Annotated in this window: 14 protein-coding genes; 4 read left to right on the top strand and 10 right to left on the bottom strand. The window is 70.6% G+C overall.

Annotated elements, in window-relative coordinates; translation table 11 throughout:
* Positions 1-41: 41 nt before the first annotated feature.
* From H4F70_RS06825 to H4F70_RS06805, 5 genes are all read right to left on the bottom strand, one after another.
* Complete coding sequence (locus H4F70_RS06825) at positions 42-1,220, bottom strand: acyl-CoA dehydrogenase family protein (RefSeq protein WP_182345943.1); 1,179 nt, start codon at positions 1,218-1,220, stop codon at positions 42-44.
* A 76-nt stretch (positions 1,221-1,296) separates the two neighbouring features.
* Complete coding sequence (locus H4F70_RS06820; protein ID WP_182359609.1) at positions 1,297-2,175, bottom strand: alpha/beta fold hydrolase; 879 nt, start codon at positions 2,173-2,175, stop codon at positions 1,297-1,299.
* 139 nt (positions 2,176-2,314) lie between these two features.
* Positions 2,315-3,199 (bottom strand): IclR family transcriptional regulator, encoded by an 885-nt coding sequence (locus tag H4F70_RS06815; RefSeq protein WP_182345945.1) that lies wholly within the window; start codon positions 3,197-3,199, stop codon positions 2,315-2,317.
* Positions 3,200-3,740: 541 nt separating this feature from the next.
* Positions 3,741-4,565, bottom strand: a complete 825-nt coding sequence (locus tag H4F70_RS06810; protein ID WP_182359608.1) for an SIR2 family NAD-dependent protein deacylase — start codon at positions 4,563-4,565, stop codon at positions 3,741-3,743.
* Positions 4,562-5,062 (bottom strand): pyridoxamine 5'-phosphate oxidase family protein, encoded by a 501-nt coding sequence (locus H4F70_RS06805; protein ID WP_182345946.1) that lies wholly within the window; start codon positions 5,060-5,062, stop codon positions 4,562-4,564. Before H4F70_RS06805 ends, H4F70_RS06810 begins: the two co-directional genes overlap by 4 nt.
* A gap of 235 nt (positions 5,063-5,297) precedes the next feature.
* Here H4F70_RS06805 and H4F70_RS06800 point away from each other — a divergent pair, with 235 nt between their 5' ends.
* From H4F70_RS06800 to H4F70_RS06785, 4 genes are all read left to right on the top strand, one after another.
* The gene (locus H4F70_RS06800) at positions 5,298-6,215 is read left to right on the top strand and encodes a 3-oxoacyl-ACP reductase (protein ID WP_182359607.1); all 918 of its coding nucleotides are present in this window, start codon (positions 5,298-5,300) and stop codon (positions 6,213-6,215) included.
* Between the two features lie 191 nt (positions 6,216-6,406).
* On the top strand, positions 6,407-7,177 hold the full coding sequence (locus H4F70_RS06795) for an SDR family NAD(P)-dependent oxidoreductase (RefSeq protein ID WP_182359606.1): 771 nt from the start codon (positions 6,407-6,409) through the stop codon (positions 7,175-7,177).
* A complete protein-coding gene (locus H4F70_RS06790; RefSeq protein ID WP_182359605.1) occupies positions 7,174-8,385 on the top strand; it encodes a M20 metallopeptidase family protein in 1,212 nt (403 codons plus the stop codon). Before H4F70_RS06795 ends, H4F70_RS06790 begins: the two co-directional genes overlap by 4 nt.
* 166 nt (positions 8,386-8,551) lie before the next feature.
* Positions 8,552-10,225 carry an ABC transporter substrate-binding protein gene (locus tag H4F70_RS06785; protein WP_182359604.1) on the top strand — a complete coding sequence of 558 codons (1,674 nt, stop codon included), beginning with the start codon at positions 8,552-8,554 and terminating at the stop codon, positions 10,223-10,225.
* Positions 10,226-10,316: 91 nt separating this feature from the next.
* On the opposite strand, the gene H4F70_RS06780 is transcribed toward H4F70_RS06785, so the two are convergent.
* The 5 genes from H4F70_RS06780 to H4F70_RS06760 form a co-directional block, all read right to left on the bottom strand.
* A complete protein-coding gene (locus H4F70_RS06780) occupies positions 10,317-11,942 on the bottom strand; it encodes an ABC transporter substrate-binding protein (protein ID WP_182359603.1) in 1,626 nt (541 codons plus the stop codon).
* Positions 11,943-12,078: 136 nt separating this feature from the next.
* Positions 12,079-12,900, bottom strand: coding sequence for an HpcH/HpaI aldolase/citrate lyase family protein (locus H4F70_RS06775; protein WP_182359602.1), 822 nt, complete (start codon positions 12,898-12,900; stop codon positions 12,079-12,081).
* An 86-nt stretch (positions 12,901-12,986) separates the two neighbouring features.
* A complete protein-coding gene (locus tag H4F70_RS06770; RefSeq protein WP_182360222.1) occupies positions 12,987-13,445 on the bottom strand; it encodes a MaoC family dehydratase in 459 nt (152 codons plus the stop codon).
* Between the two features lie 68 nt (positions 13,446-13,513).
* Entirely contained in the window at positions 13,514-14,677 is a 1,164-nt protein-coding gene (locus tag H4F70_RS06765) for an acyl-CoA dehydrogenase family protein (protein ID WP_182345953.1), read from the bottom strand.
* A complete protein-coding gene (locus tag H4F70_RS06760) occupies positions 14,674-16,761 on the bottom strand; it encodes an acetyl/propionyl/methylcrotonyl-CoA carboxylase subunit alpha (RefSeq protein ID WP_182359601.1) in 2,088 nt (695 codons plus the stop codon). Before H4F70_RS06760 ends, H4F70_RS06765 begins: the two co-directional genes overlap by 4 nt.

Below are 16,761 nucleotides of genomic sequence, written 5' to 3'. Positions count from 1 at the left end.
GTCCGCCGTTCCGGATGCCGGCGGGGCGCGGCGCGCTGCGCTCAGATCTGGCTGGCCATCCGACCCTGCGGCTCGCCGCCGAGCTGGGTGAACGCGCTCGCATGGTAGATCTGGCCGGGCACGTGCACCGCGTGCACCACGCCGGCGTGCGCGTCACGCCAGAACCGCTGCAGCGGGTGACGCAGGTGCAGTGCTCCGCCGCCCGAACGGTCCATGATCTCGTCGACGGCACGCACCGCGCGGTGCGCCGCCCGGATCTGGGTGCGCCGGCCGATGGCCCGCTCCTCGAACGTGACCTCCTTGCCGGCGTCCACCTTGTCGTAGAAACGGCAGGTGGTTTCGATGAGCGCGGTGCGCGACGCCTGGATCTCCGCGGCAGCCTCGCTGATGGCGTAGAGGACGTACGGGTCCTCCTTGATGGGCTGGCCGGTGATCGCCACGCGGTTCTTCTGCGCCTCGACGTGCGCGTGCATGGCACCCTCGGCGATGCCGATCACAGCCGCCGTGATGCCCAACGGGAAGACGTTCCAGTACGGCATGTTGTAGAGCGTCTGCGTCAGGCCCATCTCCTTGGCCGCCTCGCCGCTCATGACCTTCGGGGCGTCCAGCGTGCGGTGGGTGGGGATAAAGGCGTTCTTGACCACCACGTCCTTGCTGCCGGTGCCGCGCAGGCCCACGACGTCCCAGCTCTCGTGGTCGATCTCGTAGTCGCCCCACGGCACCAGCACGTGCATCATCTGCGGCGGCATCAGCGGCTTGCCGTCCTTGTCGCCCACCATGGCGCCGATGAAGAGCCAGCGGCAGTGGTCGGTTCCGGACGAGAAGGACCACCGGCCGTTGAGGATGTAGCCGCCGTCGGTGGGCACCGCGACGCCCATCGGCGCGTACGGCGAGGCCATCCAGACGTCCGGGTCCTCGCCCCAGATCTCCTCCTGCACCTTGGGGTCCGCCACGGCGAGCTCCCACGGGTGCACGCCGACGATGCCGCCGAGCCAGCCGGTGGCGCCGTCGAGCGCTGCGGTGGCCATGACCGTCTCGGCGAACTCGCGCGGGTGCGCCTCGTCGCCGCCGTGCGTCTTGGGCTGAAGCAGACGCATGATCCCGGACTTGCGCAGGACGTCCGCCGACGGATCGGCGACGCGCATCAGCTTCTCGTTCTCGGCGGCGTTGGCGCGGATCTCGTCCGCGCGCTCCATTATGTAGTCGAGCGCCTTGGTCATACTTCCTCGATTCCGGATCGGTTGGTCGCTTGTTCTATTCGGCGCGGTGCGGCCCCCCGCAACGCGCCCGGGTTCATCAGGGCAGCCGGTCGGCCGATTCCGGACGGGTGAGGAACGCAAGTGCCGCAGACAACCATGCCTCACGCGCTTCGATCATCGTCCAGTGCCCGCAGTCGGGAAGCACGTGCAGCTCGGCGCGCGGGATGTCCCGCATCGGCAGCATCGCCATGTCGAGCGGGCTGACGCGGTCGTCCCGCCCCCAGGTGAGCAGCGTCGGCGCCTGCACCTTGTCGAGCTGCGACCAGTACGGCGCCGCTGTGGACTTCTTCGCCGCCGCCATCGTGGCGGCGAACGCCTCGGTGCTGTACATCCGCTTGGCGATCGCCAGGGTGGTCGGGTCGGTGGCCAGCCGCCAGCGCTCCTCGATCAGTTCCTCGGTCACCACCGCCGGGTCGTAGACCATCGAGTGCAGCCACCGGACGAGGCCCTCCCGGCTGGGATTGTCCGTGAACTCGCACAGCAGCTTGATCCCCTCGCTGGGGCCGTGGCTGAACAGGGCCTTGCCGGGACCGCCGACGGTGACCAGGCGGCGCACCCGTTGCGGCGCGGCGATCGCCACGTTCACCGCCACGATCCCGCCCATCGAGTTGCCGACGACGTCCACCTCGTCCAACCCGAGCCCGTCGAGGAAGCGGCCGACGGACGCGCCCGCCATCATCATCGGATGCCCGTCCCCCGGGTCGGACACGCCGAATCCGGGGAACTCCAGGATCAGGCAGCGGAACCGCTCGCCGAGCTCGCCGACCACACCGCGATAGTTCTGCCAGCCGGTGACGCCGGGCCCCGAACCGTGCAGAAGCAGCAACGGCGGTCCGTCGCCCACTTCGTGGTAGCGCAGCACCCCCGCATCGGTCTGCAGTTCCCTGCGGGAACCCTCGTAATCGACGTCCACCATCTAGTGTGCTCCCGTCCTCGAGGCGCCTGGCCCGATCATGAGTGCTTGCCGGAACTTCCGCTGCGCATACCGGAAATTATCGCCGGGTCATGCGGCGGGATGCGGGCGTCCCGATCACCGGAACGCCTGACCGATCACATCAGGCCGTGCGCAGCACGTGCCGGTGGCCGCCGGCGACGCGGGGCGCCCCGGAGCGCCCGCCACGCTGCCCGCCGAGGCGCTGCATCTCCGGGTAGAGCTCGTTGGTGATCTCGCGCGTGGTGGCCAGCACCAGCGGCGCGTAGCGCTCGAGCGGCACCGAGTTCGAGGGCGGGCACAGGCACACCGCGGCCTCCGGCCCCTCAGGGCCCACGATGGCCGCCCCCACGCTGATCAGACCCATCGACCGGCGCCCGGAACGATCGATCGACAGGCCGTAGTGCTGGCGGATCCGATTGAGCTCCTGGTGGAGTTCCGGCAGCGACCAGCCGCCCTCGCCGCGGTGCGAGCGGACGCGGTCGCCCACCAGGTCGTCGACCTCCTCGGGGGTGAGCGCGGCGAGCATGGCGCGGCCTCCGCTGTTCCAGTGGGCGCCGCTGCGGCCGCCCACCTTCGAGGCCAGCTTGCCGGCGAAGCGGCCGCCGATCTTGTCGAGGAAGATCTCGTCGGAGCCGTCGAGCGCCGACAGGTGCACCACCATGCCGGTGCGCATGTGCAGCTCGTGCAGGTACGGGTTGGCGACGCTGCGCAGCTCCGCGTGGTTGTTGCCGCTGTCGCCGAATCCCAGCGCACGCCGGCCCAATCCGTAGCCGAGCGAGCCGTGGTCCAGCCAGTCGAGCTTGACGAGCTGGTCGAGGATCCGGTGCGCCGTCGAGCGCGGCAACCGGGTGCGCTGGGCGACCTCTTCGAGGTTGAGACGACTCGAGCGCCGGTCGAAGGCGTCGAGGATCAGGGTCATGCGCTCCACCATCGACGGCGGCAGGGGCTTCTGGTCGTCGGCGGGGCGCGGCGTGGCCTCGGGCGAACGGGTGTCCACAGATGACATCGGTGCCTCCATCGGGTGACGGCGTTGCAATCCGTGGTGGACGACCGGGCTCCGCCTCCGGGCCGCGTACCCCGCCAGACGCTTGCGCGCATCGGCGTCGCGGGTCGCGGGCGATATCACCGCAGGCCGTGCCGGCGTTGATAAAGCCGAGGACGATGACGGGACCAGTGGGTGCCACACCGCAGAATTGGAATTGATTCTCAAACTGTAGCAGTGACCCATCTCTCGATTCAATGGGCATGCAGTGTTCGGCCGGAAACGCCAGAACGCTCCCACTCACCGATACCGCCACAGCGACGGCAAACCCGCCGGTCACGCGACGCGCGGTCCAGCACCGGCCACGGCCGACCCCGGCCTGCACCGACTCCGTCACACCCGACACCGGACGGAGGTGACGTGACGTGTGACACTTCTGCCGGTCCATTCTGCACGGCGGGGACGGGACGCACAGGAGTACCAGGAAGTAGGGCGCGCAGCCCCTGGGCCGGACCGCACGGGCGGAAGCAGCGCGGCCGCACGCCGGGCGGCGCAGCCCGGGCCGCTATCGGCCGCAGGCCGCGTCGACCAGGCCGGGAAGCACCGCCCCGGCCGCCGCGCGCACGTCGTCGTCCACGATCGGTTCCAGCCCGGTGGGCGACGGGTTGATCTGAACGATCCGCGCGCCGGCCCGCGCCGCGATGTGCGGGAGCTCGGCCGCCGGGTACACCGTCGACGACGTCCCCACCGACAGGAGCAGGTCGGCACCGTCGGCGGCGGCCTGCGCCCGCAGCCATTCCCGCCGCGGCAGCTCCTCGCCGAACCACACGACCGCCGGTCGCACCGGCCCGCCGCATCCGGCGCAGGCCGGCGGCGGGATGCGCTCCCCCTCGCCCGCGGCGGCGGGGTCTCCGCGGACGCCCGTCGCGCCGTGCTCCGCCGCCGGCTCTCCGCACACCGAACAGCGCGACTGCGCGATGGCCCCGTGCAGATGCAGCACATCGAGCGCCCCGGCCCTTTCGTGGAGGTCGTCGACGTTCTGCGTCACGACCGTCACCGTTCCGCCGCGTGCGCGGACCGCACGCTGCAGCCGGGCCACCGCCGTGTGCGCGGGGTTGGGCCGGCACAGCGCGATCTGTTCGCGCCGCCAGACGTACCAGCCCCACACCAGGTCGGGGTCGGCCGCGAACGCCTCCGGGGTGGCCAACCGCGCCGGGTCGAACCGCGCCCACAGCCCCGTCAGGGCGTCGCGGAACGTGGGGATGCCGCTCTCCGCGGAGGCGCCCGCCCCGGTGAGCACCACCACGCTGCGCGCCGCGCGCAGCGCCGCCGTGAGCCCGCCGTGCGCCTCCCCCGGCGCGCCGCCCGCCGTTCCACCCACGCCGCTCATTGCTCCTGCAGCGCCGCCAGCTTGCGGAAGTCCCAGCTCACGATCTTCTCGGGTGCGATCCGCAGCCATGCATGCCTCCCGTCGGCATAGAACGTGCCGCCCATGTACTTGTCGGCGAAAACCTGCTCGATCGCCGCGAGCGCCGGGTCCGGTGCGGCGCTGCGCGGCACCTCGCCCACCTGCTCGGCGCGGCCGGAGATCTCCACGCCGCGCAGCTCGTCGTACTGGTCCCCCGCGTCCACGACGACGGACACCCGCGGATCACGCTCGAGGTCGCGCCAGCGCCTGCTCTTCGTGATCGAGAACAGCCACAACGCCCCGTCCGACCAGCCGAACCAGAGCGGGCTCACGTGCGGAGAACCGTCCTTGCCCACCGTCGCGACCCGGCAGGTCCGTTCCCCGGCCAGGAACCCGTCCCGCTCCGCGTCGCTCATCGCGATCGCCCGGCCGCGACGCTGCCTGCCCGCTGCCACGTTTCCGCCGTCCCCGTCCACCATCTGCGCCCGCCTGTCGAATCGTCCCGGTCGGCCCACGTGGCATGCCGCCCGCGGCCCGACAGCGAGTGTATGGGCCGTGTGCATGGGCGGCATCACAGTCACCGCATCCGCGTGGATACCGACCGGGTCGCACCCCGCAGAACGGGACGTCGAAGCGACCCGCCCGACGAGCGGGACGTAGCATCGGCCGACGCAGTAGAACGTGATCCAGTTTGAGAACAGGACAGGAGCCGACATGGCCGACGAACTGAGCTTGGCGGGCAAGGCCGCCGTCGTCACCGGCGCGGGAGCCGGGCTGGGCAGGTCCGAGGCGCTGGCGCTCGCCGACGCCGGCGCCGCGGTCGTCATCAACGACATGACGGACCGGGCCGACGAGGTCGTCTCCGAGATCGTCGCCGCCGGCGGCAAGGCCGTCGCGGTGAAGGGCGACGTGTCCGACTGGGCTCTGGCGCAGTCCATGATCGACACCGCCGTCTCGCAGTTCGGCTCCATGGACATCCTCGTGAACAACGCGGGGATCACGCGCGACACGATGATCTTCAACCTCACCGAGGACAAGTGGGACGACGTGCTGCGCGTGCACCTCAAGGGGCACGCCGCCACCTCGCATGCGGCCTCGGTGCATTGGCGCAACCTGTCCAAGGAGACCGGGCAGCCGGTGTACGGACGGGTGGTGAACACCGCGTCCGAGGCGTTCCTGTTCGGCCCCGCCGGCCAGCCCAACTACGGTGCGGCCAAGGCGGGCATCGTCGCGCTCACCTTGTCCACGGCCAACGGCATGCACAAGTACGGGGTCAAGGCCAACGCGATCTGCCCCCGCGCACGCACGGAGATGACGGCGGACACCTTCGACGCGAACACCGCCTCCGGCGTCGACCCGCTCGCACCCGAGCGCGTCGGCACGCTCGTGCGGTACCTGTCCTCGCCCGCCTCCCATGAGATCACCGGGCAGGTGTTCGTCGTCTACGGCAACATGGTGACGCTGATGGACTCGCCCAAGATCGAGCACAAGTTCGTCGCCGCGGACGGAACGTTCACCCCGGAGGAGATGAACGAGCAGCTGTCCACTTACTTCGAGGGACGCGACCGCTACAACACCTACGCCGCCTACAGCCTCGCGGCGATCGAGAAGGACGCGCTCAAGACGGAGTGACGCGAGAACTCCCGGCGATGCCCCGCGGCCGAACCGGCCGCGGGGCATCGCCGATTCCGTCCCCGGCCTGCACCCGCCCGCGCCGCACGCCGCCGCTGGCCGGTACCCCCGCTTGTCCCACGCGTCACATGTGACGAAGACTACCCGGAGGATTCGGACGCACGCACCACAGACGACGGCGAGGAGACACCATGGGCACCGGGCACCGACTGCAGGGGAAGACCGCGATCATCACGGGCGGCGCCGGCGGCATCGGCCGCGGCATCACCACCGCCTTCGTCAAGGCCGGCGCGAACGTGCTGTTCGTCGACATCAACGCCGAGGCGGGCGCAGCCGTGCAGGACGAGCTCAACGCTGCCGGCCATCCCGGACGCGCGGCCTTCCGGCACATCGACATCTCGACCGAGGACGGAGCCGAACGCATCGTCGCGGCGGCCGTCGACGAGTTCGGCGGGGTGGGCGTGCTGGTGAACAACGCGCACGCGTCACGCCAGGCACCGCTCCTGGAGACCACCGCGGAGATGTTCGAGCTGTCCTTCAGCACCGGTTTCGTGCCGGCCGTGCGCCTGATGAAGGCCGCCTACCCGCACCTCAAGGAGGCGGCGGGCTCGGTGATCAATTTCGGCTCCGGCTCGGCGATGGACGGCATGCGCACGCAGGCGTCCTACGTCGCCGCGAAGGAGGCGATCCGCGCGGTGAGCCGGGTGGCGGCCAACGAATGGGCCGCCGACGGCATCAACGTCAACATCATCTGCCCGCTCGCCGCCACCGAGGGCGTCGCGCACTGGATGGAGCAGCATCCGGAGATGGCCTCGAAACTGATCTCCGCGGTGCCTATGCAGCGCTACGGTGACCCTGAGGGCGACATCGGCCCGGTCGCCGTCTTCCTCGCCTCCGACGACGCGGGTTACATGACCGGCCAGACGCTCATGGTCGACGGCGGAAGCCAGAAGCTCCGTTGACCGCACCGGCACTCGCGCCCGCACAACTGCTCGCGGATGCAGCGCGAATCCTCCCAGAACTGGTGACGCTGCGCCGCGACCTGCACCGTCACCCCGAGGTCGGCCTGCACCTGCCCCGCACGCAGCAGGCGGTGCTGCGCGCCCTGGACGGGCTTTCCGGCCTGGAGATCGTGTGCGGCACGGCGACGACGTCGGTGGTCGCCGTGCTCCGCGGCGGCCGGCCCGGTCCGACGGTGCTGCTGCGCGGCGATATGGACGCGCTGCCCGTGACCGAACTGGCCGACGTGGAGTACCGGTCGACCAATGACGCGATGCACGCGTGCGGCCACGATCTGCACACCGCCGGGCTCGTCGGCGCCGCCCGGCTGTTGCATGCCGCGCGGGACACGCTCGCCGGGACCGTCGTGTTCATGTTCCAGCCCGGCGAGGAGGGCCACGACGGCGCGCAGGTGATGCTGGACGAGGGCGTCCTCGCCGCCGCCGGGACGCCCTCAGCCGCCTTCGCCGTGCACGTGGGTCCCGGCGACCGCGGCACTTTCGTCACCCGGCCGGGTCCCATCCTGGCGGGTGCAGCGGAGCTGCGGATCCTCGTCCGCGGCTCCGGCGGTCACGGATCGCAGCCGCACTCCACGCACGATCCGATCCCCGCCGCCGCCGCGCTGGTCGGAGCCCTGCAGTCAATGGTGACGCGGAGGTTCCCCGCCTTCGATCCTGTCGTTCTCAGCATCACCCGCGTCCGCGCCGGCGACGCGCTGAACGTCATCCCCGACACTGCCGAGCTGGCGGGCACGGTGCGGATGGTCTCGCCCGCGGCAACCCGACTGCCCGAACGCATCCGCGAGACGGCGGACGGCGTCGCGTCCGCACACGGGTGCACCGCTGAGGTGGACTTCGACCTGGGCTACCCCGTCACCGTCAACGACCCCGCGGAGACGGCGGCCGCCGTCGGCGACCTGACCCGGCTGGTCGGCGCGGAGTCGATCGTGTCGATGCCCCACCCGGCCATGGGCTCCGAGGACTTCTCCAGGATCCTCGAGCGCGTCCCCGGCACGTACTTGTTTCTGGGCGCGCGCCCGGACGACGTGCCGGAGGAGGCACGCGGAGAGGTCAATCACTCGCCGCGCATCGTCTTCGACGACGCCGTCCTGGGCACCCATTCCGCGGCGCTCGCCTGGCTCGCCGTCCGGGCACTGGAACGTCACGGCTGATCGCGACCGGCCACCCACAGCTGAACGGACGTCCGAGTCATTTCCCGCGTTTCGCCGGGAGTACCGCTGGGCGGGAACAATCGGTGTCGCGGGTCACAATTTCGCTGAGGATGAGGCCGACTCCCGGCCACGGGAACACCTGTCCACACCCGAAGCGGAGGACTTCATGGAATCGAACGACCACAGGGCGGGCGAACGGCCGCGCGCCCGCCGCGTGCGGCTCGCTGGACGCGCCGGCCTCGCGGCGCTCGCCGCGGCCGTCCTCGTCACCGGCTGCGCGAGCGGGGGCGGTGGCGACGCCGGCTCGGAAGGCGGCACGTCGAAGGCGGCGTCCGATGGTGCCGGCGCATTCACACCGGGGCTGGTGAACGTGCAGGAGAACGAGGGCGACGTGGTGCGCGGCGGCACGCTGACCTACGGCGTGCAGGCCCTCGCGCCCGTGCTCGACCCCGGCAAGCAGGGCGCGAGCCGCGGCGGAACCGGCGGCGACGCCGCCGCCGCCGTGTACGGCGTGCTCATGAAGTACGACCCGGACAGCGGCGAGTTCGCCCCGCAGCTTGCCGAGTCGCTCACCTCCGACGACGACGTCACGTGGACGCTGAAGCTGCGCGACGGGGTGAAGTTCAGCGACGGCACGCCGTTGGACGCCCAGGCGGTGGTGGCGAGCTTCGACCGGTACACCGAGCAGAACGGCGCCGACGCAGGCCTGTGGAAGCAGACCGTGGAATCCGCCACCGTCACCGACCCGCTCACGGTGACCATCACTCTGCAGGCGCCCTGGCACCGGTTCCCGTCCATGCTGGCACTGGGCTACGGCATGATCGTGGCGCCATCGGCGGGCAGCGGAGACGCCTTCAAGCCCATCGGTGCCGGGCCGTTCGTCGAGCAGGAGTTCCGCCCGGGTGAGGCACGCATCCTCAAGGCCAACCCCGATTACTGGGGCGGGCCGCCGCCGCTCGACACGATCCGGATGGTCGCACTCAACGGCCCGCAGGAGAACGTCGACTCGCTCAAGTCCGGCGGACTCGACATCGCCTACATCCGCGGCCTCGCTCCGGCCATCAAGGACGTCGTCGACGCCGGCTACCCCGGTTACATCAGCGTCCTCAACTCGGGCAGCGCGGAGATCATCAACAACCGCGAGGGACGCCCCGGCGCGGACGTGCGGGTGCGCAAGGCGATCGCGATGGCGCTGAATCCGGAGCAGATCGACCAGCGGGCCCAGAACGGCGAAGGCATGCCGACGTCCGACATCTTCGCGGAGACCTCACGCTGGCACCCCGACGTTCCGGGCGTCGCTTTCGACCCCGAACAGGCCCGGAAGCTCCTGGACGAGGCGAAGGCCGACGGCTACGACGGCACCTTGGACTACATGTTCCTCAACGAGCCGAAGGACCACGCCATCGCGCTGGCCGTTCAGGCGCTGTTGCAGAACGTGGGATTCACGGTGAACATGCACGGCGCCACGAGCGCTGCCGACATCATCACCGGCGTCTACGTGCAGCACGACTTCGACCTGGCGCACGCGGGCCTCGGCTTCTACGAGTCGATTCCCGACCTGGGACTGCAGGGGGTGCTCCAGAGCGATTCTCCGTCGAACACCGCCGGTTACGCCGACAAGGAGATGGACGCGCTCATCGCGAAGTTCCGTTCCACCGCATCCGAGGACGACGCCCGCACGGTGATGGGCGAGATCCAGAAGCACTGGAACGCCACGGTCCCGTCCGCCCCGATCGGCGCCCTGCCGTCCATCCGCGCCTGGCAGAAGAACGTGCACGGCGTGGAGCCGTCCGCCACCGGGATCATGCTCCTGGGCGACGCGTGGAAGAGCGGCGAGTGATCATCGCCGCCTGACGCTTCGGCAGTACACACGAGTGCGCCCCGGCCGGGATCCCCGGTCGGGGCGCACTCGTTTCCACGTCAGGAGCGGGTCAGGAACCCGTCACCCACGCGGAGTCGAGCAGGAAGATGTTGTCCGCGCTGCGCTTGACGCCGTGCACATCGTCGTTCCACACGGTGAGCACCTTGGCCGGCCCCCAGACGGCGTAGGGGATGGTCTCATTGGCCTGGGCCTGGACCTCGCCGATCGCCGCCTTCTTGGCGTCGTCGTCGGTGGCGGTCTGCACGGCCGTGAGCAGCTCGTCCATCGTGGGGTCCGCGTAGCCGGTCGCATTGTTCTTCGAGTCGCTGCCCATGCCCGCGTACAGGCGCAGGTACGGCGCGTCGTCCATCATCTGCAATGCAGCGCGCGCCATGTCGAAGTCGTGGTCCACGTACATCTTGCGGACCAGGTCGTTGACGCTGTTCGCGTAGTCGATCTGCACGTTGAAGCCGATGGCGTTGAGCTGCGCCTGGACCGCCAGTGCGGCCGCCCGGGCGGACGGGTCGTTGCCGGACAGGTAGTGCAGCGTGCCGTCGTAGCCGTCGGCCTTCGCCTCGTCGAGGAACTTCTTCGCCTGCGCCGGGTCGAATGGCACACCCTTCGCACCGTCGTACCACCGGGAGCTCTCCGGGACGATCGCGGAATCGGCGATGCCGAGGCCGTTCTCGACGCGCTGGTTGATCACCTCGGGGTCGACCGCGTAGGCGATGGCCTTGCGCACGCGCACATCGGCGCCGGGCCGGCCGGGCAATTGGTTGATGTACCCGATGCTGCCGAGCCCCTGGATGTCGAGGTACCCGGGCAGTCCGGCATCGACGGCGCTCTTGATCACCTGGGCGTCGCGGTTGATGTAGGTCATCGACAGCTGGCCGCTCTGCAGCGACTCCAGCTGCTGCTGGGCGCCGTGCGTGGGCACGAACGTGACCGTGTCCAGGTGCGGCTTGCCGGCGAAGTAGTCGTCACGCGCGTTGAGCACGATCTTCTCGTTGGGAGCGAACTGGCCCACGGTGTACGGGCCCGCGCCGACGGGGGTGAAGTCGCCGCCCGCGTCGGAGCCCTGGCCGACGATCATGCCCGGGCCCATCGCCAACAGGACGGGGAACTGCGCCCACGGCTTGTTGAGCGTGAACTCGACGGTGAGCGGGTCCGGCGTATCGATGCCGGTGACGATGTCCGCCCACACCTGCGCGACGTCGCGGCCGGCCTCGACGAACCTGTCGATGCTCCACTTGACGGCGGCGGAGTCCAGCGGCGAGCCGTCGCTGAACGTCACACCGTCACGCAGCGTGAGGGTGAACTTCGTGTAGTCCTCGTTGTGGTCGAGCTTCTCCGCGAGCTGCGGAATGAAGTCTCCCGAGCCGGGGTCGGTGCGCACGAGGGTGTCGTAGATGGCGGCCATCTCGGTTCCCCCGTTGGACCCGGCGGCGAGCGTCTTCGTGGGGTCGAGCGAGCTGGGGAACGAGTACGAGCCGAACGTCAGCGTGCCGCCGTCGACAGGCTCACCGGAATCGGCTGCGCCCGCGCCGACGAAGCCGATCGTGGTGTCTCCGTCGGAGGCGGCGCCGCCGGAGCCCGACGTGCCGCCGTCGGTCGACGCGCACCCCGCCACCAGCAGGGCCGCGGCTGCGCCGGCCGCCGCGAGCCGGACGCCTGATCTGATCCATGGTCTCTTCACTGCAGTCCTCACCGTTGCGTTGCCGCGCGGGTCCGATCCCGGCGGCGGTCCGGATCGAACCGTAGTAGGCCAGGTCACCACACTGTGTCGCTACTCTCAATAGTCGATACACGCCGACCGGGTCATACCTCGGGAGTCAGGCTCTGCGCAGGACCGCCTCGGCGTGGCGGAGCACCGGCGCGTCGACCATCGCGCCTTCGAACGCGAACACACCGCGCTCGCCCACCGCTGCCGCGAGAACCCGACGAGACCAGTCGATCTCGGCCTCGGTGGGCCGGTACGCCGCGCGCACCTCGGCCACCTGCCTGGGATGGATGCACACCGAGGCATCGAACCCCGTGGCCACCGCGTCGAGGGCCTCCGCGCGCTGACCGTCGAGGTCCTTGATGTCGAGGTGGACCGCGTCCAGGGCCAGCTTTCCGTGAGCCTTCGCGGCCAGCAGCATCGACGAGCGCACGTGGTGCGCCACCTGCCGGTAGGCGCCGTCGGCGTTCCTGCTGGAGCTCCCGCCGAGGCCGGCGACGAGGTCCTCCGCGCCCCACATCAGCCCCGCCGTGGCGTCGTCGGCGGCGATCTCACGCACCATCACCGCCCCGCGCGGCGTCTCCACCAGGGCGATCACGCGCCGTGGCGCCAGCGCCGCCACCTGCTCCGGCGACTCGGTCTTGGCGAGCATGAGGTGCGTGTACTCCGTCGCGGCGAGCGCCTCGAGATCCAGCACGTGATCCGGCGAATCCGACGCGTTGACCCGGACGACGGTGCGGGCCGGATCCAGCGGATTGTCGATGAGCGCCTGCCGGGCCGCGGCCTTGGCTCCGGCCGCGACGGCGTCTTCGAGGTCGAGAATGACCACGTCCGCCGCGTCCGCGGCTTTGGCGTAGCGCTCGGGCCGGTCGGCGGGGCAGAACAACCATGCGGGTCCCGCTGTCAATGCGGCGGGTTCTGTCGGTGGTGTCATCGTCGGGGGCCTCCGGTTGCGCGGTCGGTGGCGGGCGGATTCTGCATCATCGTGGCCGTTCTTCCCTCATCGTGGCCGTTCTTCCCTCATCGTGGCCGTTTCTGCATCAGGGTGGCACGCACCGCGCGGGCGACGATCGCCCCGTCCTGATTGCGTCCCACGTGCTCGAGCGTGACGATGCCCTCGTCCGGGCGGCTGCGCGACTCGCGTTTGGCCAGCACCACGGTCTCGCCGTAGAGGGTATCGCCGTGGTACATCGGCTTGGGGAAGGCGATCTCGGAGAAACCCAGGTTGGCGACGATGGTGCCCTGCGACAGCTGCGCGACGGACAGCCCGACGAGCGTGGACAGAGTGAGCATCGAGTTCATCAGCCGCTGCCCGAACTGCTGCCCCTGCGCCCACGCCGCGTCCAGGTGCAGCGACTGCGTGTTCATCGTCAGGGTGGTGAACAGCACGTTGTCGGCCTCGGTGAGCGTGCGTCCCGGGCTGTGTTTGTACACCACCCCGGTCTCGAACTCCTCGAACCACAGCCCGCGCTGCACCACCTCCCGCGGCGCCTCGGACGGTGCCTGCCGCCCGGCGCCCTCCGGCTGGGGCCCGGCGCCCGGCGCGCTCACCGGAACCCCAGTTCACGCGCGATGAGCATCAGCTGGACCTCGGTGGTGCCCTCCCCGATCTCGAGGATCTTGCTGTCGCGGTAGTGGCGGGCCACCGGGTATTCGTTCATGAAGCCGTAGCCGCCGTGGATCTGCGTGGCGTCACGCGCATTGTCCATCGCCGCCTCCGACGACACCATCTTGGCGATCGCCGCCTCCTTCTTGAACGGCTTTCCGGCCAGCATCTTCGCCGCCGCGTCGTAGTAGGCGAGCCGCGCCGTGTGCGCACGCGCCTCCATGCGGGCGATCTTGAAGTTCACTGCCTGATACTCGCCGATGGGCCGGCCGAAGGACTGCCGTTCTCGCGCGTACTTGACCGACTCGTCCACGCACCCCTGCGCTGCGCCGGTGGACAGAGCCGCGATGGCCACGCGCCCCTCGTCGAGGATGGAAAGGAAGTTCGCGTATCCGCGGCCGCGCTCGCCGAGCAGGTTCCCGGCGGGAACGCGGGCGTCGGTGAACGACAGCGGATGCGTATCGGAGGCGTTCCACCCGACCTTGTCGTAGGCGGGTTCGGCTACGAATCCCGGTGTGCCGGCCGGGACGATGATCGTGGAGATCTCCTTGCGCCCGTCGGGTCGGGCACCCGTGACGGCGGTGACGGTGACGAGCGAGGTGATGTCCGTGCCCGAGTTCGTGATGAACTGCTTGGCGCCGTTGATCACCCACTCGTCGCCGTCGGCCCGGGCGGTGGTCTTCGTGGCACCCGCGTCGGAGCCCGCCCCCGGCTCGGTGAGCCCGAACCCGGCGAGGCGCCTTCCCGCGGCGAGGTCCGGCAGCCACGTCCGCTTCTGCTCCTCGGTGCCGAACTTGTAGATCGGCATCAATCCCAGGCCCACGCCGGCCTCCAGGGTGATGGCCACCGACTGGTCGACCCGCCCGAGCTGTTCGAGCGCCAGGGCCAGAGCGAAGTAGTCGCCGCCCATGCCGCCGTACTCCTCGGCCACCGGCAGGCCGAACAGCCCCATCTCCCCCATCTGCTCGATCACCTTGTAGGGGAAGGTGTGCTCGCGGTCGTGGTGCGCCGACACCGGCGCCACCACCGTGTCGGCGAAGTCCGCCACCGTCTCGCTGAGCGTCCGGTAATCCTCCGGCAGTTCCGCCGCCATGCTCGTCGTCACGATGCCTCCTGTGCGATCGTCTCCGCTGTATCGTCGTGTTCCGCAGGGCTCTCGCCGGCCCCGTCTCCACCGGCCCCGTTCCCACCGGTGTCGGGCACCAGCCGGGCCAGCACCTGCTCCAGGCCGACCTGCTCCCCCACCGTCACCAGGTTCTCGACGGTCCCCGCCACCGGCGCGGTGAGCGTGTGCTCCATCTTCATCGCCTCCACGACGACCACCGGGTCTCCCTCCGCCACCGTGGATCCGGTGCCGGCGACGACAGCGATCACGCTGCCGGGCATGGGACTGAGGACCTCGGCCTGCTGCGGGCCGCGGGAGCGTGCGATCCTGCGCACCTCCTCCTCGCCGAGCCGCCAGGTGCCGCGGTCGTCGCTCACCCAGACGTCGCTCCCGGATTCCGAGACCCGGTAGGACCTGTGCACGCCGTCGATGACGGCGTGCAGGCGGCCGCCCGGCTCCGGGGCGTAACCGCGCACCGACGCGTCGACGGGCGGCTGCTCGCCCACGTGCACCCGCGCCGCGGCGGGAGAGCCCCACACCGAGACGGTCTCCGCGCGCAGCGGGCTGCGCATGCGCGTACGCACCGGCGCCGTACCGCCCACCCGCCAGCCGAGCTCCGTCTCCCAGGGGGACTTTCCTCCTGCGATCAGGCGGTGCTGGCGTACCAGTGCGGCCGCGACCATCGTGTCGTCCGGCGCCGGGGCCGGCTCGAACTCCTCGGCACGCGCGTCGAGCAGCAGGGTGTCGAGGTCGCCCGCCGCCACGCGTTCGTCGGCCAGCAGGTGCCGCAGGAACTCGATGTTGGTCTGCACGCCGTGCACCGCGGTGTGCGCCAGCGCCCGGTCGAGCCGGGCCATCGCCTCGTCCCGGTCGGCGCCGTAGGCGATGACCTTCGCGAGCATCGGGTCGTAGTCGCTGCCCACCGTCGTGCCGTCGTGCAGCGCCGAGTCGACGCGCACCCCGTCGCCCCGCGGCTCCAGCGCCGCGAGCACCGTGCCGCCGGTGGGGAGGAATCCACGCGCCGGGTCCTCGGCGTAGACGCGCCCCTCCATCGCGTGGCCGGTCATGACGACGTCGTCCTGGTGGAAGTCGATCCTCTCCCCCGCCGCCACCCGCAACTGCCACTCGACCAGGTCGACGCCGGTGACCATCTCGGTGACCGGGTGCTCCACCTGCAGCCGCGTGTTCATCTCCATGAAGAAGAACTCGTCCGGGCGGTCCGCGGAGACGATGAACTCCACCGTCCCCACGCCGAGGTAGTCGACGCTGCGCGCCGTAGCGCACGCGGCGGCACCGATGCGCGCGCGGGTTTCCTCGTCCAGCAGCGGGGAGGGCGCCTCTTCGATGACCTTCTGATGCCGGCGCTGCAGGCTGCATTCGCGTTCGCCCAGGTGCACGACGCCGCCATGGCCGTCGGCGAGCACCTGGACCTCGATGTGGCGGGGCCGCAACACGTACCGTTCCAGGAAGAGCGTGTCGTCACCGAACGCCGATGCCGCCTCGCGCCGCGCGGTCGCCAGCGCCTCCGGCAGCGCCGACGGCTCGTGCACCAGGTGCATGCCCTTGCCGCCGCCCCCGGCCGACGGTTTGATGAGCACCGGATAGCCGATGCCTCCGGACGCCTCCACCAGCTGTTCGTCGGTCAACCCGGGCTCGGCGATGCCCGGAACCACCGGCACGTCGAACGCGGTGACCGCCTTCTTCGCGGTGATCTTGTCGCCCATCACTTCGATCGCCCGCGCGGAGGGCCCCAGGAAGGCGATTCCCGCCTCAGCGCACGCGGCGGAGAACTCCGCGTTCTCGGACAGGAAACCGTAGCCGGGGTGGATCGCCTGGGCGCCGGTGCGCAGCGCCGCGTCGATGACCCTGTCGATGCGCAGGTAGCTCTCCCGCGCCGCGGCGGGCCCCAGGCGGACCGCCACGTCCGCCTCCACGACGTGCCGTGCGTCGGCGTCCGCGTCGCTGTACACCGCGACCGACCGGATGCCCAGCCGGCGCAGCGTGCGCATCACGCGCACCGCGATCTCGCCGCGATTGGCCACCAGAACCGTGTCGAATCCCTGCTTGCGCTCGGATTTCTGCAT

The sequence above is a fragment of the Tomitella gaofuii genome, from assembly GCF_014126825.1.
Taxonomy (GTDB): Bacteria; Actinomycetota; Actinomycetes; order Mycobacteriales; family Mycobacteriaceae; genus Tomitella; species Tomitella gaofuii.
Note: the sequence above shows the minus strand (reverse complement) of the source record. Positions and strands in the feature narration are given on the sequence as shown.